17 protein-coding genes and 1 pseudogene are annotated in these 22,604 nt (G+C 41.0%); 10 read left to right on the top strand and 8 right to left on the bottom strand.

The annotated features are described in order from the left end of the window. Positions 1-69 precede the first annotated feature (69 nt). A pseudogene (locus FJR37_RS27770) lies at positions 70-496 on the bottom strand (SLC13 family permease); the annotation flags it as partial. 773 nt (positions 497-1,269) lie between these two features. Between FJR37_RS27770 and FJR37_RS15945 the strand changes: the two are divergent. Continuing rightward, positions 1,270-1,647: a Mo-dependent nitrogenase C-terminal domain-containing protein gene (locus FJR37_RS15945; protein ID WP_027404841.1), complete on the top strand. Its 378-nt coding sequence runs from the start codon at positions 1,270-1,272 to the stop codon at positions 1,645-1,647. 120 nt (positions 1,648-1,767) lie between these two features. Here FJR37_RS15945 and FJR37_RS15940 read toward each other — a convergent pair whose 3' ends face one another. Further along, entirely contained in the window at positions 1,768-3,615 is a 1,848-nt protein-coding gene (locus FJR37_RS15940; RefSeq protein WP_168466490.1) for a caspase family protein, read from the bottom strand. A 294-nt stretch (positions 3,616-3,909) separates the two neighbouring features. Between FJR37_RS15940 and FJR37_RS15935 the strand changes: the two genes are divergently transcribed. Continuing rightward, positions 3,910-4,356: a hypothetical protein gene (locus tag FJR37_RS15935; RefSeq protein WP_039202633.1), complete on the top strand. Its 447-nt coding sequence runs from the start codon at positions 3,910-3,912 to the stop codon at positions 4,354-4,356. Between the two features lie 390 nt (positions 4,357-4,746). After that, positions 4,747-4,923: a 50S ribosomal protein L32 gene (gene rpmF / locus FJR37_RS15930; protein ID WP_039202630.1), complete on the top strand. Its 177-nt coding sequence runs from the start codon at positions 4,747-4,749 to the stop codon at positions 4,921-4,923. A gap of 589 nt (positions 4,924-5,512) precedes the next feature. Here rpmF and FJR37_RS15925 read toward each other — a convergent pair. Then, positions 5,513-6,898, bottom strand: a complete 1,386-nt coding sequence (locus tag FJR37_RS15925; RefSeq protein ID WP_168466489.1) for an aldehyde dehydrogenase — start codon at positions 6,896-6,898, stop codon at positions 5,513-5,515. 163 nt (positions 6,899-7,061) lie between these two features. On the opposite strand from FJR37_RS15925, the gene FJR37_RS15920 reads away from it, so the two are divergent. Further along, positions 7,062-7,775, top strand: coding sequence for a rubrerythrin family protein (locus FJR37_RS15920; protein ID WP_039202628.1), 714 nt, complete (start codon positions 7,062-7,064; stop codon positions 7,773-7,775). 607 nt (positions 7,776-8,382) lie between these two features. On the opposite strand, the gene FJR37_RS15915 is transcribed toward FJR37_RS15920, so the two are convergent. The 5 genes from FJR37_RS15915 to metH all read right to left on the bottom strand — a co-directional run bounded on the left by FJR37_RS15915 (position 8,383) and on the right by metH (position 14,697). Continuing rightward, positions 8,383-8,637, bottom strand: a complete 255-nt coding sequence (locus tag FJR37_RS15915) for a hypothetical protein (protein ID WP_168466488.1) — start codon at positions 8,635-8,637, stop codon at positions 8,383-8,385. Between the two features lie 130 nt (positions 8,638-8,767). Then, on the bottom strand, positions 8,768-9,406 hold the full coding sequence (locus FJR37_RS15910) for a transaldolase family protein (RefSeq protein WP_039202625.1): 639 nt from the start codon (positions 9,404-9,406) through the stop codon (positions 8,768-8,770). Between the two features lie 55 nt (positions 9,407-9,461). Further along, positions 9,462-9,938 (bottom strand): hypothetical protein, encoded by a 477-nt coding sequence (locus FJR37_RS15905; RefSeq protein ID WP_039202624.1) that lies wholly within the window; start codon positions 9,936-9,938, stop codon positions 9,462-9,464. 840 nt (positions 9,939-10,778) lie between these two features. Then, positions 10,779-10,934: a hypothetical protein gene (locus FJR37_RS15900; RefSeq protein WP_160290027.1), complete on the bottom strand. Its 156-nt coding sequence runs from the start codon at positions 10,932-10,934 to the stop codon at positions 10,779-10,781. Between the two features lie 220 nt (positions 10,935-11,154). Continuing rightward, a complete protein-coding gene (gene metH / locus FJR37_RS15895) occupies positions 11,155-14,697 on the bottom strand; it encodes a methionine synthase (protein WP_168466487.1) in 3,543 nt (1,180 codons plus the stop codon). A gap of 200 nt (positions 14,698-14,897) precedes the next feature. On the opposite strand from metH, the gene purC reads away from it, so the two are divergent. From purC to lpxB, 6 genes are all read left to right on the top strand, one after another. Continuing rightward, entirely contained in the window at positions 14,898-15,641 is a 744-nt protein-coding gene (purC, locus tag FJR37_RS15890; RefSeq protein ID WP_039203765.1) for a phosphoribosylaminoimidazolesuccinocarboxamide synthase, read from the top strand. A 51-nt stretch (positions 15,642-15,692) separates the two neighbouring features. Further along, positions 15,693-18,053 carry a BamA/TamA family outer membrane protein gene (locus tag FJR37_RS15885; RefSeq protein ID WP_168466486.1) on the top strand — a complete coding sequence of 787 codons (2,361 nt, stop codon included), beginning with the start codon at positions 15,693-15,695 and terminating at the stop codon, positions 18,051-18,053. A gap of 138 nt (positions 18,054-18,191) precedes the next feature. Beyond that, positions 18,192-19,040, top strand: coding sequence for a UDP-3-O-acyl-N-acetylglucosamine deacetylase (lpxC, locus tag FJR37_RS15880; RefSeq protein ID WP_168466485.1), 849 nt, complete (start codon positions 18,192-18,194; stop codon positions 19,038-19,040). A 163-nt stretch (positions 19,041-19,203) separates the two neighbouring features. After that, entirely contained in the window at positions 19,204-19,713 is a 510-nt protein-coding gene (gene fabZ, locus FJR37_RS15875; protein ID WP_168466484.1) for a 3-hydroxyacyl-ACP dehydratase FabZ, read from the top strand. 625 nt (positions 19,714-20,338) lie between these two features. Next, the gene (gene lpxA, locus FJR37_RS15870; protein WP_168466506.1) at positions 20,339-21,154 is read left to right on the top strand and encodes an acyl-ACP--UDP-N-acetylglucosamine O-acyltransferase; all 816 of its coding nucleotides are present in this window, start codon (positions 20,339-20,341) and stop codon (positions 21,152-21,154) included. Positions 21,155-21,366: 212 nt separating this feature from the next. Next, positions 21,367-22,533 carry a lipid-A-disaccharide synthase gene (lpxB, locus tag FJR37_RS15865; protein ID WP_168466483.1) on the top strand — a complete coding sequence of 389 codons (1,167 nt, stop codon included), beginning with the start codon at positions 21,367-21,369 and terminating at the stop codon, positions 22,531-22,533. Positions 22,534-22,604 lie beyond the last annotated feature (71 nt).

The following is a 22,604-nucleotide window of genomic DNA, read 5'->3' as shown; positions in this document are numbered from 1 at the left end:
TAATTAATTCTGTCCCATTACTTATTCTTTAATTTACTGTCTCTGTAGCAAGAATACGCAAAAGTTCTAGGGAATGGGATTTAAGCCTAAAGATAGAGTTAGACTTAAAGTGAGGGGTGTAAAAATTAGGTCTATAGGTGTCATTGAGAAAGCAAAGAAGATCCCACAGCCGAAAGTAATAACTATCAATAAGCTTAGAGGACTACGGATACATCTCAGTAGCAATATCGGTGCTTTGCGGAAAAAGCCGACATAGGACAGGTTGGCGTTAATCACCATCATGCTTAACAAAAATACAATACAAAAATACAATGATGTTGGCATCTATGGAATACCACGCTTCCTGCAAATTCAGGACACCCAAAGCTATCAACACAGCAGCACCGACTAAGGCAATAGTGGTACGGTTTATCCATAGGTATGGGATGTAACTGAGAGCTAAACCTGGTTGAGTTAAAGATAATGTGCTGTAAATGGCAAATTTAGCAAAAATCACTGTCTAAAGTTTGCTGTTTAAGAGTATTTTTCCTAATCCTATTTATTGATAATTATTGCTATAATAAGTTTTGTTGCAGTTAAAAGAAATCACACCCAAAGGCAGATGTCTTCACTAAAATTTTAACTGTGCCAAGTTACTAATTGAATGAACACAGTATTGCTTTTTGGGAAATTATGGTCAGAGTGACTTATTAACATAATAAATTCAACCATAGGAAGCAGTTAATTAGACTTTTTACAGAATTTCTGTAATAATCCTGTTTTTCGGTTTAGGTTTTTGTCATATTACATATTCATCTGTCAGTAACCCAGCCCTAAAGGGACTGGGCTTGCAAGAGTAATCAAGCAAGCCGTACTGACCAGACCACCCTGAGCGAAGTCGAAGGGTAGCCGTTATTTGAGTCACGACACCCACCGAATGCGTTGCCAGTTCCCTGCTCTGTCGCTTGTGATTAAACAGTTCTAAGGTCACTGGAACAGTGTTGCAAGCTCAAGCAAGCTCTTGTAACAGGTCGTTCGCGCAGCGTGCCGTAGCATCGGCTAACATTACCCCAGAAATGGGAGTTGGTTTCCAGATTCCAATCAAAAATCTGGTTTCAATTTTAATATCCACAGCGGTTAAAACCGTGGTCAGTGAGCTTGTCGAACTGCTCGTGCGGTCACTGAGCTTGTCGAAGTGTCGTTTCCCTCTCAGGGAGCCAAGCCACTGAGTTTCCCACTTACCGGGTATTCTTATGAGGTGAATACCCTCACAACAAAAGAGGAATTACCATGAATGTATCTAAAAATACTAACAAAAACATTTTTCTGGCAAGTTGGATTTCTCTACATCCAGTAGACGCTAGTGAAGCTAATATGACTCCGTTACACCATGTTGCAGCCCAGCCGGCTTGGGACTTTTTACGTCCTTTGCGTAATTGGTTGGATAATATTCAGGTGCGCGATCGCCTATTAGCTCATCGTCTCTGTAAATACATTCCGGCTCAGTGTCCATTTGAGCGTGATGTCAAAGTATTTGGTAAAACACTGTTTCACATTCCGCCCATGTGTAAACTTAATCCTTTATACGAAGAGGTAGTAGGTTTGCGATTTAAAGCAATGTGCTATCTAGCTGATACCTGTGGCGAAGACATTTCTCAGTATTGCTAATGGGTAATAGGTAATGGGTAATGGGTAATGGGTAATGGGTAATGGGTAATGGGTAATAGTTTGACAACTGACCACTGACCACTGACCACTGACCACTGACAACTGACCAATGACAACTGACTAATTCTTTTGCTGTTGCCACTTTTGGATAGCATCCTGAGCATCTTCGTAGGCAATCGTTACTTGTGGGACTAATGCGGCGGTGGCGACAGCAGCTTGAAAATCTCCTTGAGTGGCACGGACTTTGGCTAAATCTAAAATTTTCTCACTCCATTCATTAATTAATGTTTGGGCAATTTCAAATCCAGGTTGTCCTTTTTGAATTTTTTTAGCAACTTCGATGGCGCGATTATAGGTTGATGCTTGTTCAGGAATAATTAAATTTTTAGCTGCATCTAAGAGAGTTTTATTACTTACGTATTGCTTGGCTTCTAGTTGCCATTTTTGAATGACTGTTTGAGATTGGGAATAAAGCGGATCTTTTGTGGTGATTAACTTGGCAATTGTGATGGCGGCTGGATATTTTTTTTGTTGAGCTTGTGCCTGTGCTAATGCCAAAATCATTTGGCACCAGACCTGAATATTTTCCTGAGATTTGGCGTATAGTGGTGCATCCGGGGGAATTCTCTGGGCTTTAGCGATCGCAATGCTTAAATGATTAGGTTGTGTAGGGACAAGCAACATTTTTTCTAGCTCTAAAATCGCTTGATTACGTTTTTTAGAGTCTGTATTGGCACTAATTTGGGCGTTACTAGGATTTTGAGAAGTTTTAAATATTTGGGGAAATTGCAGTTTGCTAGTCTGATTATTAGATACTGTTTTTGAGAAATTTTTAAACCGAAAACTCTCGTAATTACGGAGTAAAAATGTAGCGATTAGCCCTACTATCACCATAGTACCACCACCCCAGATGATAAATTGTTGCCAAATTGGTCGTTCAGATTGCAGGGAAGTATAGGTATTGGCTGTAGTAATAGCGGGAATAAATCTGCCACTGGGCTGGGATTCTGGGGAAGTTGTTAAGGTGTGATTGTTGCTAACAAGTGACTTTGATATGAGTGGGGGGACTAAATTTGCCTCGGTTGTTGTGGGGCTTAAAGTGGTCTCGACTGAGGCATTTTCTACCCACCAAGCTCTGTTTATGCTGCTAAAGGTGCTATTTTCTATGGGGGGTGCGGTGCGGGTGATAGCAAAACTTTCGGCTGGGAAAATTAGCGCTTCTGAGTTTTCATCTAGTGTCAACGTGGGTAAAATAGCTGGCTCTGGAGAGGGAATGACAGTCATCGGGTTTTGGACTGGTCGCCAGTGGTGTTGACAAAGTTTGGGGGTAAGATAACTTACATAGGCAGCTAAATCAGCAAAGTTGTATCCTTGTCCAGAACCTAAAGCTTCTAATAATGCTGCTGTGAAAAAACCATGACCTAATTCCGTGCTTTCATGGGCAAATTCCTCGGGTTGACAGGAAACAATTGCGCCCATTTGTAGTTCTTGGGCTAATTCGATAATTTCTTGTCCTACGGGGGCATCTGCTTGAGTCCCAAAAGCGCGGTTAATATCCAAGATGAGTAAGATATTGAGTCCGCTAACTTGTAGACTCTGCATAAGCGATCGCACTTCTATACCAGTTTCGGGAACTTGATCGGGATTGCCGGCGACTGGCATTAAATAATCTTGTTCTTTGTGGTTAACCCCATAGCCGCTAAAGAATAACCATAGGTAGTCCCCTGGCTGCCAAAGTGTCGCTGCTAATTCTTCTAGCAACAAGAGGATATTTTCTTTTGTCGGATAGGAGGATTGTTCTCCTATGGGGGGCGAGGTATTTGTCATTAACAGGCATTTTTCGGGGAGAAAACCTGCTTGTGTTACCAAAAAATCCTTAATTGCCTCAGCATCGGCTTGAGCGCAACTGAGAGGTTGAAAGAATTGATATTGATCAATGCCGATGGCGATCGCCCAGTAATTTACCATCCCGCTATGAGTCGGTTGTTTGTTTGTTTGTTGTTTGCTGAAAATTGCCCTTAGCACGGGGCGTTAAGCACAAAGCTAACTTATTTCTTATATAGCAGGAGTCAGGAGCCACCGAGTAAAACCTTCTTGTAGACAGCAGTTGACTGTCAATTCATGTCCTCAGTACCTTGTCCGTTGCTATAGTTTAATTAATTTTCACCTATTGCTGAAATTAGTTGTAGTAGATACAACATAAATAATCGTAAAATACTCCCACTCGATTTCCATGACCTGTCATTCAGGAGATAGAAGATTATGTTCAGGATTGATACAATACAATCATTTTCAGTGATCCCCTTTTCAATTATTAGTCAAGTTGGCAAAAAAATCCAGATTATTCATAGTGGAGTCTGGCTGTTATTAGCAGTTCCTTTATGGTTAACGACAGAAGCGATCGCTCCGCAGACTGTCCAAGCTTACACAGCTAGAGTAGATTTGCTGATAGACCGTTTACCAGAGGAAAGCTACGAAACCGTGCTACGAAGGGCAGAATTTACCGCTAGAGCCGCAACTCAACGGAGCTTTGACCAAGATATTTTGGTGACAGAAGTATCCATTATTATTTCAGCACAAAATCGGGGAGCGATCGCACCAATCTTATCATTAGAAGTCAGTCGCCCTCAATGGCAAAAACTGCCAGATCCCCAAAATTGGACAACTTATTTTAAAACAGCCCGCTTATTACTGTTAATTGATCAGTAGAGTGACATAAGTAGGTGAGCGTTGAAAATTGTCGTTATGGCAAGGCAAAAGGCAAGAGGCAAGAGGCAAGAGTGAAGAGGGTTTGGGCGATTTTACATTTCTTTACACAGTTTGGTTTTATTGTGTTCACCTACTTACTTCCGTACCGCTTTTGCCCAAGTCACTCGATTTTGGATTGACTCCACGTGTAGAGTTGGAAAATTTGGGGTTTGGGATTTACGTTAGGGAAGCGTACGCAGCGCAGCGAGTATTTTTCCGTCCTCAATGAACGGGAACCCATACCAACTTGTTTAATCTAAAATCTAAAATCTAAAATCTAAGATTTCCGGTCAAAAGTCAATTAATCGCTTACAATAGGAAGGTTGTCAAGAATCACGATATACCGCTGTCATGGCTGTTCCTAAGAAGAAAACATCAAAATCTAAACGAGATAAACGCCGCGCCACCTGGAGACACAAAGCTGCTGTTGAAGCGCAAAAAGCTATCTCCCTTGGTAAATCAATTTTAAGTGGTCGTTCTAACTTCGTCTATCCAGCAATTGAGGAAGAAGAAACAGAAGAATCTTAGGGAACACCAAAAAATAAATTACCCAATTTTGTGGGATGGGCATCCTGCCTGTCCTTGATGATTAGCAGGCAAGACTTGTACTGAGCTTGTCGATAGCGTGGCGTTAGCCATAGTATGCCCGCACCACAAGAAATTTTTGGGTATTTTTTTAATTGGAGGTCCCTTAGAGAAGAATTCAATAGTCTCCAATTCAGGAGTTAAAATAAATTTATACTCGTGACGGCTGAGATTTGAATTTTTACAAGATTACTAAAAACCCGAATGCGTAAGGGTAAAGCAAAAGCTTCATTGGTGTCAACTTAACGTAAAACCTCTATCCCGCAAAGAACTCAAGTCATCTCATTCCCAGTCTCTGACTGGGAATGAATTCTAGAAGGCTCTGCCTTCAATAATATTAGAGGCAGAGCCTCATCAACTGCATTCCTAGTCAGAGACTAGGAACTAGATGTGGTAGGGATTTGAGCTTAAGTTGACACCAATGAGCTTTTGCTTTACCCCTACATGGAGGATCAAATAATTAAGCCCTTTCGACTGACTCCTGGGCGTATGAGTGACTGGGCGCAGGCCCTGCGCCCCTACTGAATTTTTATTAAATACCAATAATTTTTTTCAACAGCGATAATTTACCTAGATAGGGTGCGTATCGCCAATTTATATCCAAAGGAAATGAGTTTTGTAAGACACTTTTGTAATGGGAAAAGGTATCAAAACCAGCTTTACCGTGATAGCTACCCATCCCACTATCACCCACACCCCCAAATGGTAAGGAAGAAACAGCAACCTGCATTACTGTGTCATTAATACATACTCCCCCAGATGATGTTTCCTGTAAAATCCGTTTTTGCAGGTTTTTGTTTTGGGAAAATAAATATAAAGCCAGGGGTTTTGGTCTAGAGTTAATCAAAGTAATAGCTTCATTGATATCTGTATATTCAATAATTGGTAAAATCGGTCCAAAAATCTCCTCTTGCATTACCGGATCTGTTAAAGAAACATTTTCCAGAAGCGTGGGGGCAATATAAAGTTCTTCAGGTTTAGTTTCTCCCCCAATAATCACTTCACCACACTTGAGTAAATTCGCTAATCTGTCAAAATGCTTTTGATGAATAATTCTGGCATAATCGGCACTGTTAGCTGGATTTTCCCCATAAAATTCTTGCAGACATTTCTGCAAAGCATTGACTAAATTTGGTTTAATTTTCGTATCTACCAACAAATAATCCGGGGCAATACAAGTTTGTCCAGCATTAATAAATTTACCCCAAATAATGCGTTTGACAGTATGTTCTAGATTAATGTCCGTATCAATGATACAAGGACTTTTTCCACCCAATTCCAAAGTTACCGGAGTGAGATGTTTGGCAGCAGCTTCCATAACTATCTTACCAATGGCTGTACCACCAGTAAAAAAGATGTGATCAAATTTTTCTGATAGTAACTTTTGACTCGTTTCCACTGCACCAGGGACAACTGTAATATATTCTGGAGAAAAGTATTTATGAATAAGTTTTGTAATTAAATCCGAAGTCCGCGGTGCGAGTTCTGAAGGTTTAATAATAGTACAATTTCCCGAAGCGATCGCCCCAACCAAAGGTGAGATAATTAACTGAAATGGATAATTCCAAGGTCCAATAATTAAAACTACTCCTAAGGGTTCTGGACATATTTTAGCCGAGTATGGAAATAAATCTAAAGGAACGGCTGCTTTTTTGGGTTTTGTCCAAGTATTGATATGTTTGATGGCATAATCAATTTCTTTATTAACACCGATTTCCGTAGCATAACTCTCAAATTCTGGTTTATTTAAATCAGCTTTTAATGCCTGAACAATTGCTGCTTTATTCTCAATTACTAACTGTTTAAGGACTTTAAGTTGGGCAATCCGAAAAGTAACATCTTTCGTTTTACTACTTTGGAAAAACTGCCGTTGTTTAGCAATAATCTCAGCGTGTTTTGGTAATTCGTTAGTAATCATTGTTAATTAAATCTTAAAGAATGTGTGTAAGGATTCAGGGAACAGAGACCGGGGAAGATAGAAGAAAAATGTTCTTCATCATTCATGCTTCATTCTGGACTTCTGAATTCTTACGAATGTGTTTTAATATTAGGCAACAACCTCTCATCGAGATTCGCAAATTATGGATTTATCCAATTTTACTACACTACAAAATTTAGAATCAGCCTTTGGTGGGGAATCAATGGCTAATCGTAAATACCTGTTTTTTGCAGCAGTCGCACGTAAACTAGGGTTTTCCGATTTAGCAAAACTCTTTAAAGAAACAGCAGATCAAGAAACCGAACACGCCTTTGCACATTTTGAATTATTACATCCAGAACTTGTTGTTCAAGATGCAGCAGCTTTAACTGATGAACAAAAACGGGAAATCATCTCTCGTTGTTTATCTTTAGCGATCGCAGGTGAAACCTATGAATACACAACCATGTATCCTGAATTCGCTGCTGCTGCTGAACATGATCGAGATCATCCCGCAGCAGCAGAATTTCTCCAACAAGCTCAAGAATCTAGTGATCACGCTAACACATTTCGTGCTGCCGCCCACCGATTTGGGTTGCTTAAATTCATTGAAAATTATCACGCAGATCGCTATACTGAAGCCTTAGAAGTCTTGAACGGTGGAGACCCTGTAACTAGATCTGCTAGTGAGAATCCGCAAACTCAAAAATGGATTTGTAGACAATGCAGCATGATTTATGATCCTGTAACAGGTGATCCAGATTCAGGAATTTTACCAGGTACAGCATTTGCAGATATTCCTGAAGATTGGCATTGTCCTATTTGCGGTGCAACCAAGAAAACTTTTAAACCCCTTGAGGAAAAAGTTGCCGCTTAACAAAAATTAATCTAAGTAAATTCCCCATCATCTATTGATGCTCCCTCTTCTGTAGTAATGTATAAAATATAGAAGAGGGAGTTATCTAGTGGGTACTGTATGCCAGAAATCAGGGGTAAAACTGGCTTGTTGTCTGGCGTGAATTTAGGGAACACCAAAAAATAAATTACCCAATTTTGTGGGATGGGCATCCTGCCCGTCCTTGATGATTAGCGGGCTTTTCAGACCGCATCACAAGAAATTTTTGGGTATTTTTTTAATTGGAAGTTCCTAAGTAGGTGAACACAATAAAACCAAACTGTGTAAAGAAACGTAAAATCGCTGAAAACTTCTTTACTCTTGCCTCTTGCCTCTTGCCTCTTGCCTTGCTATAACGACAATTTTCAACGCCAACCTACTTAATTCTTAAGAAATCGGCAAAAAGTACCCAAAAAAAGAGAGTGGGAGGAGGCATTACCAAGCGCCTTTCTCTCCCACTCTACCATTTGCTGCTGAAGCGATTAGGAACTTTATTCATATAGACGAGAACCGCCAATTAGGGGGGTAATTTGCAGGTTAACGATAACGTCTATACTTAGCAGGTATTCCTATGCAGCAAATACTAATTCTATTTATTTTTTAGACAACCTCTACAAGAGCCTTTTGTTAATTGATTCAGCTTTTTAACAACCCTCTTGTTTTTTGCTTGTCTAATATAATTTAGCCTGGATAATTTCATCGTGGTTGCCAATTTGGCATTTATTTTTATTTTTTTTATTTGTTCATCTCTAACAGTTTTTAACCTATATTTTTCGAGAATAATTAATAGGGGGTCACACCCATCACCCTTGACATAGCTTGATTTTACTGGCTTTAAAGGCATTGTGTTTATGACTATAAACCCGATTTTTAAGTATTCTAATTATGCAAAATTCAGGGTTTCAGGATGAGGGGTGAAACCCTGCATTGATTCACTAACAGTCTTCTCTATATAGGATTGAGGTGAGATCAAGTTAAATTGTTAAACCAATTCCTCCAGCCGCAAAATCAATCACGGTTTGATGGGAAAATTCATGGGTAGCGATCGCTTGCAACATTGTTAAGGGTAAGGTGAGATGATTTGCACCGGCTTGGAGAGATGCGGCTGCTTCCGCTGGTGACTTGATACTAGCTGCTAAAATTTCCACATCACTGCCTTTGAGGATACTGGACATATCGCGGACTAAGGCAATACCGTCTCCTAGCAAGCGTTCTGCCCGATTCACATAGGCGATCGCAATTTTTGCCCCTGCTTCCTTAGCTACAGCGGCTTGTGCGGGGCTGTAAATGCCGGTGACGGAACAGGTAATTTCCGAGGAAAGGATGGCTACCACCTCAAATCCTAGCGGTGTGGCGGGAATTTTCAAGATGGTTTGAGAACCAATAATTTCAAAGGCTTTTCTCCCTTCGGCGATCATTTTCTCCTGATCTGAAGCTAGGAGTTGATAATATACAGGACCGGAAGTTAAGGAAACCAAGGTTTTGAGGGTGGTTGCCGGTGGGGTGTTAGCTTGCGCTAATAATGTGGGGTTGGTGGTAATACCTTTCACCCAACCCCAATGTTTAACAATTTCGGCTTCTGCGGCAATAGCTGAATCTAAATAAAGCGCCATGATCATCCTGATAAATGCCTACCTGGATCACTTTACAGCACCTCAACAATGTTTTCTAATCTGCTATTGCCCAACGGACATAAGGACGAGAACCAGCTATGGTATTGTAAATAATTGTCTGGGCGGGGGCATTGATTTTTCGCAAATCCACCCGAAAATAAGCTTTTTTATCTTTAAATTGGACATTGTAAAAATTGTATTCCTGATTACGGGTTTGACCGACACAGGCAGCATAATTACTGCGTAAAGGTGAAACAAATTCTATGAACTGCTTACTAGCAGAAACTAATTTAACTCTATCTGCAAAAGCTGTTGTATTGGCAACAACTGTATGTTCTGCACCACCCTCAAAAGGCAGAGTTATCCACCACAACCCGACTGTTGGCGGACAATTACCACTGCTGCGTTGTACGTTTAGCTTAACATTTGGTTCACTTATGGGACCTGAATTTGTCTGTGCTTGAACTTGTGTTGTCAGAGAAATTGTTCCTGCTGCTAATAAAAAAACAAAAATACTACTAAGTTTTGTCATTGTCCCTAAATGCTTATGGTTAGTTTATGGATAGAATACAGCGGTTTCTTAGGGACTTCCAATTAAAAAAATGCCCAAAAATTTCTTGTGGTGCGGGCATACTATGGCTAACGCCACGCTACGCTATCGACAAGCTCAGTACAAGTCTTGCCCGCTAATCATCAAGAACGGGCAGGATGCCCATCCCACAAAATTGGGTAATTTATTTTTTGGTGTTCCCTTAGGGACTTCCAAGAAATAAATTATCCTGATTAACGAACCACAGAGGCGCAGAGGACACAGAGGAATAAGGGTTTGAGAGATTTTTGCGTTAGGTGGTTGAGTATTTTTTTATTTGGAAGTCCCTTATTGAAATATCCGGTAAACGTAAAACTCAGCGGCTTTAGCCAGTGAGAGTGTCAATTAGTTTGATTCAATTAATTCTAAACTGACTCTAGTTTGTAACTGTTTACATATTAATCAATCCCCAAAAAGATGCAGGTAAAGTTTTAAAAATGCGATAAAAAATAGAATCAGTTTTCACGCCAAATCTTGATGGTGATAAAGTCCGCGCAGGCGGACTTTGTTCGTATAGTCCCAGAATTGTATTCTGAGGGATAAGGGATCACCAAAAAATAAATTACCCAATTTTGTGGGATGGGCATCCTGCCTGTCCTTGGTAATTAGCGGGCAAGACTTGTACTGAGCTTGCGATGCCCTGAGCCTGTCGAAGGGTCGAAGTATGCCCGCACCACAAGAAACTTCTGGGTATTTTTTTAACCCATATTCGGCATGAGTAAATATACCCAAAATATTTTTCCCAGCAGGTTATTTTGTGAAAAAAAGAATTTCATAAAACAGCTAAAACCCAATCATAATAACTATTTCATGCTTTTTGCTATCTAGGTCGGTATTCAATGAATTTAATCTCAAACCAACTAATTTATTGACAGTATTCTCAATAAGCTCGATTTGAGCTTGCGATCGCCCTAATCCTAATATAGAATTGCGTGTCATTGTCTGAAAGCCTTGTTATCATTGGGTTATGGATAATTCCGAAAATTCAAAAAACACCTGCGGAATGTGGGTTTTAATTGGAAGTCCCTAAGTAGGTGAACAGAAAAATTTAAAGGTATGTGAAGAAAAGTAAAATCACTCAAAACTCTCTTCCTGTTCCCAGTTAAGAGTTCCCTGTTCCCTTGCCCCAACGACAATTTTTAACGCCCACCTACTTAGATTAAGTCGTGAAATACTTCGCCGCAGGGTGATAAGTAATAATCGCCGTTGTCGACTGTTCAGGATATAATTGCTCACTTTCATCCATGTGCATCTTCATCCTATCAACCCCCAACAACTCCAACTGCTGATACTGATCTTGGATATTCGGACAAGCTGGATAGCCGAAACTATACCGAGAACCTTGATAGCGCTGCGCCAACATATCCCGAATATTGTCCGGTTCAGAATCACCAAAACCTAGCTCCCGGCGGATTCTAGCGTGTGTCCATTCTGCCAAAGCTTCCGCAACCTGGACAGCCATACCATGAAAATACAGATAATCAGTGTATTGATTATTCGCAAATAGCTTTTGGGCAAACTCCGTTGCGACTTCCCCCACAGTCACCGCTTGCATGGGGAAAACATCAGTAATTCCTGATTCTTTTGGTGCAAAGAAATCCGCAATACATAACCTATTCAAAGACCTCTGACGCGGAAACTCAAAACTAGCTCTTACCTCTGCGTCCTCTGCGCCTCTGTGGTTCGTTTCATAAATCAATAAACTATTCCCCACAGATTGACAAGGGAAATAGCCATAAATCACTTGAGGATGTAATAAATTCTCCTCAATAATGCGCTGTTTCCATTCTTCCAAAACTGGATAAACCTTATCAGCTAAAAATGCCTGATATTCCTCCTTAGATTGTTCCTTGGGCTTGCGGAATTGCCATTGTCCAGCGACCAAAGCTTGTAAATCCAAATACCAGAATAATTCCTCCAAAGAAATATCATCAGGTTGTAAAAACTGCGTTCCCCAAAAAGGTGGTTGCGGACGTTCAATATCTACAGCTACAGCATCAGAACGCCGAGTATCAACCTCTTTTTTAACATCAGAATTATCTATTGTGGAGTGGGCATCTTGCCTGATATTTTCCTCAAAAGATTGATGTCCATTTTCTACAACCTCATCCAAAAATCCCTGCAAATTATCCCAATTACCTGCTGTTTTTGCAGGCATTAACTTATCCATGAAATGCAAATCAGAAAAGGCATCTTTACCATAGACAACCTTACCCTTGTAAGTACCTTGGCAATCTTGATTTACAAATTTAGGAGTTAAAGCTGCACCACCTAAAATTACCGGGACAGTAATTCCTTTTTCATTAAAAGTCTGTAAGTTCTCCTTCATGAAAGCGGTGGATTTTACTAACAATCCACTCATGGCAATACAATCAGGTTTGTGTTCTTCGTAAGCTTGAATGATGTTTTCTACAGATTGCTTAATTCCCAGGTTAATCACCTTATAACCATTGTTAGATAAAATGATATCTACCAAGTTTTTACCAATATCGTGAACATCACCTTTCACCGTCGCAATTACAAAAGTTCCTTTCGCATTATTCCCAGATTCCGACTTTTCCATAAACGGTTCTAAATAAGCAACCGCAGCTTTCATGGTTTCGGCAGATTGTAAGACAAAAGGTAATTGCATTTGTCCAGACCCGAACAATTCACCGACAACTTTCATTCCGTCTAACAAGAAAGTATTAATGATTTGTAAGGGAGGATATTGTTCTAAAGCTTTTGTTAATTGGGTTTCTAAACCAATGCGTTCACCGTCAATAATATGCCGTTTCAAACGTTCTTCAATTGGTAAACTGGCATCAATTCCCGTATTCCGTTTAGTTTTGACTCCGGCAAAAATTGTGGTTAATTCTCCCAAAGGATCATAAACGCAGACATTACCATCAAATTTACGTTCATCATAAATTAACTGCCGACAAACTTCTTGATGTTGCGGTTCAATTTTAGCTAGTGGTAAAATTTTACTCGCGCTGACAATTGCTGCATCCATGCCCGCTTGCATAGCTTCATGCAAAAACATCGAGTTTAAGACCATGCGCGAGGCTGGATTTAAACCAAAGGAGATATTGGAAACGCCCAACATCACATGACATCCAGGCAATTCTTGACGAATGCGGCGAATTGATTCAATGGTAGCTTTACCATTTTCCCGATCTTCTTCAATCCCTGTAGAAATCGGTAGAGCTAAAGTATCAAAGAATATTTCTGTGGGCGCAATCCCATATTCTACGGCTTGACGGTAAGCACGTTGGGCAATTTGAAACTTTTTCTCTGCTGTCCGCGCCATACCATCTTCATCTATTGTGCCAATAATGACACCCGCACCGTATTTTTTCGCCAGTTCCAGCACTTTTAAAAATCGTGGTTCGCCATCTTCGTAGTTGGTAGAATTGAGTAAACACTTACCACCAGCTACCTTTAAACCCGCTTCCATTTTTTCCCATTCGGTGGAATCGAGCATTAATGGTAATGTCACATTATTAACAATGCGAGAAACTAACTCGTGCATATCCCGCACGCCGTCACGTCCCACATAATCAACGTTGACATCCAGGATATGTGCGCCTTCTTTGACCTGACTCCGTGCCATTGAAACTAAACCATCCCAGTCTTCAGCGTTGAGTAAGTCACGGCATTTTTTAGAACCACTGGCGTTGAGACGTTCACCCACAATCAAGAAAGAATTTTCTTGCTCGTAAGGTTGGGTGGAATAAATTGACGCTGCTGCTGGTTCTAAACTTGGTTGTCTAACTTTTGGTTTTAACTCGTGAGCAATTTCCGCCAATTGTTGAATATGTGCTGGTCGTGTCCCACAGCAACCCCCAATCACTTGGACACCTAAATCTTCGATGAAGTGCATTAACGCCATTCGTAATTCTATGGGCGTAAGTTTGTAATGTGCTTGACCGCCAATGTTTTCCGGTAAACCAGCATTGGGAATACAGGAAACTACGAATGGGGAATGTTCTGATAAATACTTGATGTGTGGTTTCATCAAGTCGGGACCAGTGGCGCAATTTAAGCCAAGAATATCAATGGGATAAGATTCGAGGATAGTAACTACGGCGTTGATTTCTGTCCCTACCAGCATTGTCCCCATGGTTTCCATAGTTACAGAGACCATTAAGGCTCTTCTTTCCCCTTTTTTGGCAAAAACTTCCTCAATCCCATTTAATGCGGCTTTAATTTGCAGTACGTCTTGGCAGGTTTCTACGAGGAATAAATCCACACCACCATCAAATAAGGCTTCTGCTTGTTCCGCAAAAGAGGCTTTCATGGTGTCAAAGTCAATATGTCCCAAAGTTGGGAGTTTAGTTGTCGGACCAATAGAACCAGCCACAAATCGGGGTTTTTCGGGAGTGGAAAATTCCGCAGCTACACTTTTGGCAAGTTCGGCGGCTTTTTTCGTGAGATAGTAAGCTTGGTCTGCTAGGTCGTATTCTGCGAGAACGATGGACATAGAGCCAAAGGTATCAGTTTCAATGACATCAGCACCAGCAGCGAGAAAATCACGGTGAACCTTAGCGACGGCTTCGGGTTTGCTGTGGACTAGATACTCGTTACAGCCTTCATATTGTGCGCCTCCAAAATCTTCAGCGGTGAGGTTTTGGGTTTGCAGGTTGGTTCCCATTGCGCCGTCAAAGACGATAACGGGACGTTCTGGACTATAGAGGTGTTTGAGAAAAGGATGGGTCATATTGTGTGAAAGAATAGAGTTATTTTTGTAATACTAGACTTAATTTATTATCCGTTTACAAACTGAGGTAGTCTAGCTTCAATTGTTGCGTATTATGCAGTGATGTGATCTTACCCAAGAACCACAACAGATTAACCAAAGATAAAATAGTGAAACTTTCAGATTTAAGCAGTCCATTACCGAAAACAGTATCTACTACCATGTCTGTTAATTCTAAACTTTACGAAGGCAAAGCTAAAATTCTTTACGCCACAGATGATCCAGAGATTTTGTTGGCTGATTTTAAAGATGATGCTACAGCCTTTAATGCTCAAAAACGAGGCAGCATTGAAAACAAGGGCATGATTAACTGTAGTATTTCTAGTCAACTGTTCCAACAATTGGCAATGCAGGGGATTAAAACTCATTTTATTGATAGTCCAGCCCCGAATTTGATGAGAGTTAAGGCTGTAAAAATTATCCCCTTAGAAGTGGTGGTCAGAAATATTGCGGCTGGTAGCCTGTGTCAGCAAACTGGGTTAGCACTGGGAACTGTGTTATCACAGCCTTTGGTGGAATTCTATTATAAAGATGATAGTCTAGGTGATCCTCTACTGACAAGCGATCGCCTATTTCTTCTAGAATTAGCCACACCGGAACAAGTTGCTCAAATTACCCATCTTGCCTTGAAAATCAACGAATTTCTGAAACAGTTTTGGGAAAAGTGTCAAATTACCTTAGTGGACTTTAAACTTGAATTTGGCGTAGATTCCCAACAGCAAGTATTATTAGCTGACGAAATTAGTCCCGATACCTGTCGTTTATGGGACATAGCCGAAACCGATACTAACCGTCGAGTTATGGATAAAGACCGTTTTCGTCGTGACTTAGGAAACGTAGAAAATGCTTATCAGGAGGTTTTACAGAGAGTATTAAAAGTAGTAGAAAGTTACAAAACCGAGTAAGTAATTTTTCCAGTGATTAACAAATAATGGTGTGTGGTAGTGAAGAGAAATATGATTAAAAAACATTTAACACCCGGATTAATGGCTATGGTAGCCATTACAGTCCCTTTAGCAATTTCTGTCAAAGCAAACGCCCAAGCTACTGATAGTCACCCACAGACCACAGAAGTTTTGACAGCAGAAACAAACCAGCCAGAAAAACAGCATCCTGTCAAAAGTGATGCTAGTGAAAATCTGACATCCCATGCCTTAATAGTGCCAATAGTTGGAGAAAAAGAATCTAACCAATTTTCGCCCATTGTCAAAGTGATCACAGCCAATTCGGTAGCAGTAAACAAAGCATCTGTTATTGTTCCAAAAACCACAATAGTTCCCATTAAGGCACAAGTCCCCCAACCAGGGACTACTCAACCCCCTGCGGCTACACCTACTCAAAAAAACTCAACTCCCTCAACAATCAAGACGGAATCTGAAGTTACACCACAACCCACAGTAACTACCCCAGCGAAACCGACCCAACCTCCTGCGGCTGAATCTAGTCCAGAAGCAACGGAAGTCCGTGTACTGGTGTCAGAGGTAGCAATTAAATCAGAAACAGGACAAATCACCTCTGCACTAGAAACCGAAGTTTATAAAGTAATTCGTACCCAAGCCGGACAAACAACAACCCGTTCCCAACTCCAAGAAGATATTAGTGCGATTTTTAGAACTGGGTTTTTCTCCAACGTCCAAGCATTTCCAGAAGATACCCCTCTTGGTGTGCGAGTCAGTTTTATTGTTACCCCCAATCCCATCCTCTCCAAAGTAGAATTAGAAGCAAATCCTGGGACGGGTGTAGCCTCTGTCCTTCCTGCTGAGACAGCCAACGAAATATTTAGTAATCAGTATGGCAAAATTCTTAACTTGCGGGAACTAAGCGAAGGCATCAAGCAATTAACTAAGCGTTATCAAGATCAAGGTTATGTACTAGCCAACTTAATTGGCGCACCCAAAGTCTCAGACAATGGAGTTGTTACCCTCCAAGTTGCTGAAGGGGTTGTAGAAAGCGTGAAAGTCCGATTCCGTAACAAAGATGGTGAGGACGTAGACGACAAAGGCAACCCAATTCGGGGACGGACAAAGGATTATGTTGTGACGCGAGAATTAGAATTAAAGCCAGGAACGGTATTCAATCGCAATACAGTACAGAGAGACTTAGCACGGATATATGGATTAGGATTGTTTGAACCACCAGATACTGAACCTATATCCCTTGCCCCTGGTACTGACCCCAGCAAAGTAAATGTCCTAGTCAATGTAATTGAACGTACCAGCGGTTCTATTGCTGCCGGGGCGGGTATCAGTTCCGCTAGTGGTTTATTTGGAACTGTCAGCTATCAGCAGCAAAACCTGGGAGGAAGAAACCAAAAATTAGGGACAGAGGTACAGTTAGGAGAACGAGAACTACTATTTGACCTCCGCTTTACTGATCCCTGGATTGGTGGTGATCCTTATCGAACTTCATATACAACCAATATTTTCCGTCGTCGTTCTATTTCTCTGATTTTTGAAGGTAAAGATAACAACATTGAAACCTTTAATCCTGATAATATTACGGATACAAATCAACAAGATCGCCCTCGGATTACCCGGTTAGGTGGTGGTGTTACCTTTACTCGTCCCCTTTCTGCCAATCCTTTCAAAAATTCCGAGTGGCTGGCTTCTGCGGGACTACAGTATCAACGGGTTTCTGGTCGTGATGCTGACGGCAATTTAAGGAAGGAAGGGGCAATATTTAATGATAATGGTCAAATCATCAGTGGTAAAATTCCCCTCACCCTTTCGTCTTCTGGGGAAGATGATTTATTACTATTCAAGCTGGGCGCACAAAGGGATCTCCGCAATAATGCCTTACAACCCACAAAAGGTTCTTTCCTCAGCTTTGGAGTTGATCAATCTGTACCTATAGGTTCAGGTAGTATTTTTATGACTAGGTTACGAGGTAACTATAGTCAGTATCTACCAATTAAATTGATTAGCTTTAGCAAAAAACCGCAAACTTTAGCATTTAACCTCCAAGGCGGAACTATATTTGGGGATGTGCCTCCCTATGAAGCCTTTACTCTGGGTGGTAGTAACTCGGTTCGGGGTTATGACGAAGGCAGATTAGGTACGGGTAGTAAGTATATCCAAGCTGCGGTTGAATATCGCTTCCCTGTGTTCTCTGTGGTCAGTGGCGCACTATTTTTTGATTATGGTAGTGATTTGGGAAGTAGTACCCAATCTGCACAATTGTTAAAGAAAAATGGTAATGGCTATGGCTATGGTGTGGGTTTGCGGATACAGTCTCCACTTGGACCAATTCGTATAGATTATGGTGTCACTGATGAAGGTGATAGTCGGATCAATTTTGGGATTGGAGAAAGATTTTAAATTGGTCAGTTGTCAGTGGCTAGGAATTTTACTCCTGACTCCTGAATCTTTTTTGGGCGCAGGCCCTGCGCCCCTACCTCCTGACTCCTGTGCCTTAATAATAAGCAATAGTAACTACAATATGGGGATTGTTGGGTGATGCAACAACATACGTTAGGCGGGGAAATTACTCAGACTGGTGTGGGTTTGCATAGTGGTGTCAATACTCAGGTGAGAATATTACCTGCGCTACCGGGAAGTAACCGCTTTTTTGTGCGGGTAGATTTACCAAATTCACCTATGATTCCTGCTCAGGTTGCGGCTGTGAGTAAGACTGTGCTTTCTACTCAGTTGGGTAAGGATGAGGTCTGTGTTCGCACTGTAGAGCATTTACTGGCAGCTTTGACGGCTATGGGGGTGGATAACGCCAGAATTGAAATTGATGGACCGGAAGTGCCACTTTTAGATGGTTCGGCGCGGATTTGGTGTGAAAGAATTGCTGAGGTGGGAATAGTAGCCCAAATGGCGAATAATTTACCCGCACCTGTTGTGATTACTGAACCGATTTGGATTTATGAAGGTGATGCTTTTGTTTGCGCTCTACCTGCACCGGAAACTCGATTTAGCTATGGTATAGATTTTAATTTGGCGGCAATTGGTAATCAATGGCACAGTTGGTTATTAATGACCTGTTTGGAAAAGTCTGCTGCGGATTTTGCGGTGGAAATTGCACCAGCACGGACTTTTGGGTTACAGGATCAAATTGAATATCTGCAAAGGTCGGGATTAATTAAAGGTGGGAGTTTGGATAATGCTCTGGTTTGTGGGGTTCAAGGTTGGCTAAATCCCCCATTACGATTTGCAAATGAGCCAGTCCGTCATAAAATTTTGGATCTAGTAGGAGATTTAAGTTTACTGGGAACTTTCCCTGTTGCTCATTTTTTGGCGTACAAAGCTAGTCATAATTTACACATTCAACTAGCACGGAAAATTTTAGAGTTGTTCTAAAATACCTGAATTGATAGCATTTTCCGAGAGAAAAGGAGGAACGGTAATCAAAAAGTAAGATAATATTTATACTTTTATTTCTATTTCCTGTTCCCTGTTCTCTGTTCCCTGTTCCCTGCTATACCTATTTCTAGTGTCTAATCATTCAAATAACTTACAACTAATGTCCACTATTACCGAACCTAATTCCCAGGAAGTGAATACATCAATTGAGGATAATGTCAATACACAGACAATTAAAACTACCTTGACTATTGAGGAAATTCAGGAACTTTTGCCCCATCGCTATCCATTTTTACTGGTAGATCGGATTATTGATTATGTACCTGGTAAAAAGGCTGTGGGTATTAAAAATGTTACTTTTAATGAACCCCAATTTCAAGGGCATTTTCCGGGGCGATCGCTCATGCCCGGTGTATTAATTATTGAAGCAATGGCACAAGTTGGGGGCATTGTGATGACGCAAATGCCAGCATCAAAAGGAGGACTGTTTGTATTTGCTGGTATTGATAAAGTTCGTTTTCGTCGTCAAGTTGTTCCCGGTGATCAACTGGTAATGACGGTGGAACTGTTGTGGGTAAAACAGCGTCGTTTCGGGAAAATGCAAGGACGAGCGGAAGTTGACGGACAACTAGCCGCTGAAGGAGAGCTAATGTTTTCTTTGATTAGTTAAGTCCTAACTATGATTTATTTGATTAATGTGATTGCCATGATGATCTAAATCAAAAGAATCATAAAACTTCGCGGGATGTGGGAAACTCAGTCACTTTAGTGCTAAGAGGAAAACGGCACGAGCGGTTTTAGCCGCAGTTAGTCTTTGCTTAACCATTACCGCCTTAGAGTTGTTCGATTCGGTGTGCTTTTGTATTGCACTTTCAATGGGACAATTACCATTTCAAATTTCACAACCCTGTACGCGTAATGTTTTGCTCAATAGAGCCTCCCTTACGGGGTGATGTTAGCTAGATGCCTCCGGCACGCTTACGCGAACGACCTGTTATAAGAGCTTGTTAGGCTGAAAGCACTGTTCCAGTGACTTTAGAACTGTTTAACTTACAGCGACAGAGCGGGGAACTAGCTATGCCTGACGGCACGCTGGCGCGAACGCATTCCAAGGTGTCGTGACTCAAATAACGGCTACCCTTCGACATCGCTCAGGGTGGTCTGGTCAGTACAGCTTGTTTGATTTCTCTTACAAGCTCAATCCCTTTAGGGTTGAGTTACTGACAGTTGAAAATCATGCGATTTCCATAATCATCTTAATCAAAAAAATCAAAAAAATCATAGTTAAAGATATGTTGAAAACACTTATTCATCCAACTGCTGTCATACATACTAGTGCGGAACTCCACCCAACAGTGCAAGTCGGTGCTTATGCTGTGATTGGAGAGAACGTCAGAGTTGGTGCAGACACTGTAATTGGCGCTCATGCTGTTCTGGAGGGACCTTGTGAAATTGGTACGGGAAATCAGATTTTCCCCGGTGCAGCTATCGGTATGCAGCCGCAGGATCTCAAGTATGTGGGAGAACCTACTTGGGTAAAAATTGGTAATAATAATTCCATTCGTGAGTATGTGACGATTAACCGCGCTACTGGTAGGGGTGAAGCGACAGTAATCGGCAATGGCAATTTATTGATGGCTTATGTTCATGTAGGTCATAATTGCGTGCTTGAGGATTCTGTCATTATTGCTAATTCTGTGGCGTTAGCAGGTCATGTACATATTGAATCGCGGGCTAGACTCAGCGGCGTTTTAGGTGTACATCAGTTCGTCCATATTGGGGGGATGTCAATGGTGGGAGGAATGACACGCATTGATAGAGATGTACCTCCTTATATGTTGGTGGAGGGAAATCCGGCAAAAGTGCGATCGCTCAATTTGGTAGGATTAAAACGTTCGGGAATGCCTGCGAGTGACTTTCAATTAATTAAAAAGGCTTTCCGTCTTCTCTATCGTTCTGAGTTTTTATTTAAAGATGCTTTGCAGGAGTTGGAAAATTTAGGAGATACAGAAGAATTAAAACATCTTCGCCGTTTCTTGTTACTTTCCCAAATGTCGGGAAGACGAGGTTTAATTCCCGGAAAACGTAAAAAATCCGTCAGTGATGAATAGATATAGGGGCGGGGTTTACCCGTCCTCAAATTTTACTCTGTTTTTGTCGCCAGAATATAAATTGAATGAACCACGTTCGCGGAGCGTCCCGAAGGGATAGAAGCGAAGAACACGAAGGAAGAAGAAGAAGAAGAAGAAAATAGGTAATTTGTAAGGGGGAATGGGGTAGGAAAGGACATGAAAATCTAAAATCTAATATCTAATATCTAAAAATGCGAATATTTATTAGCACTGGCGAAGTTTCTGGAGATCTACAGGGTTCGCTATTAATTAAGGCACTTCAACGCCAAGCTGTTGCGGCGGGGTTGACATTAGAAATTATTGCCTTGGGTGGAGATAAAATGGCGGAAGCCGGGGCAAGAATTTTGGGTAATACCAGCGGTATTGGTTCAATGGGTTTGATTGAGTCTTTGCCTTATGTTATTCCTACTTTAAGAGTACAACGGCAAGCGATCGCTCACTTGAAGAAAAATCCCCCGGATTTAGTCGTCCTCATTGACTATATGGGTCCAAATTTGGGCATTGGTACATTCATGAAGGAAAATTTGCCTGATGTGCCTGTGGCTTATTATATCGCTCCTCAAGAGTGGGTATGGTCTATGAGTTTTCAGAATACTAACCGCATTGTTGGTTTTACAGATAAACTATTAGCAATTTTCCCGGAAGAAGCCCGATATTATCAACAAAATGGGGCAAATGTTTCTTGGGTAGGACATCCTTTAATTGATAGAATGGCAAATGCGCCTAGTCGGACAACTGCGAGGGAGAAATTAGGAGTTAAAGTAGAAGAAATAGCGATCGCACTTTTACCAGCTTCCCGTCATCAAGAATTAAAATATCTTCTACCAATAATTTTTCAAGCCGCCCAAAATATTCAATCTAAACTACCAAATGTACATTTTTGGATTCCTCTATCTTTAGAAACATTTAAAGAACCAATTACAGCCGCAATTCAAGAATATGGGTTAAAAGCTACAATAGTATCAAGTCAACAACAAGGCGTTCAAGATATTTTAGCAGCGGCTGATTTTGCCATTACTAAGTCGGGAACAGTGAACTTAGAATTAGCATTATTAAATGTTCCCCAAGTTGTAGTTTATCGTCTTCATCCTCTTACAGCTTGGATTGCGCGTCATATTCTTAAAGGTTCAATTCCCTTTGCTTCTCCAGTCAATTTAGTTGTGATGCGGGAAATTGTCCCAGAATTCTTGCAAGAACAAGCCACAGCCAAGAATATTACCAAAGCAGCAATGGAATTGTTGTTAAATCCTGAAAAAAGACAACAAACTTTCACAGCTTATCAAGAAATGCGCCATTGTTTGGGAGAATTGGGAGTGTGCGATCGGACAGCTAAAGAAATACTAGAAATGTACATTTAATTAAAATGACTCGTTTTATCCATGACCAATTCGCAAAAGATTACCTAGAAGAACTACTAAGAGAACTCCAC

This window comes from Aphanizomenon sp. UHCC 0183, from assembly GCF_009712065.1.
GTDB classification, from domain to species: Bacteria; Cyanobacteriota; Cyanobacteriia; order Cyanobacteriales; family Nostocaceae; genus Dolichospermum; species Dolichospermum heterosporum.
This window is presented reverse-complemented; position numbering and strand designations above follow the sequence as displayed.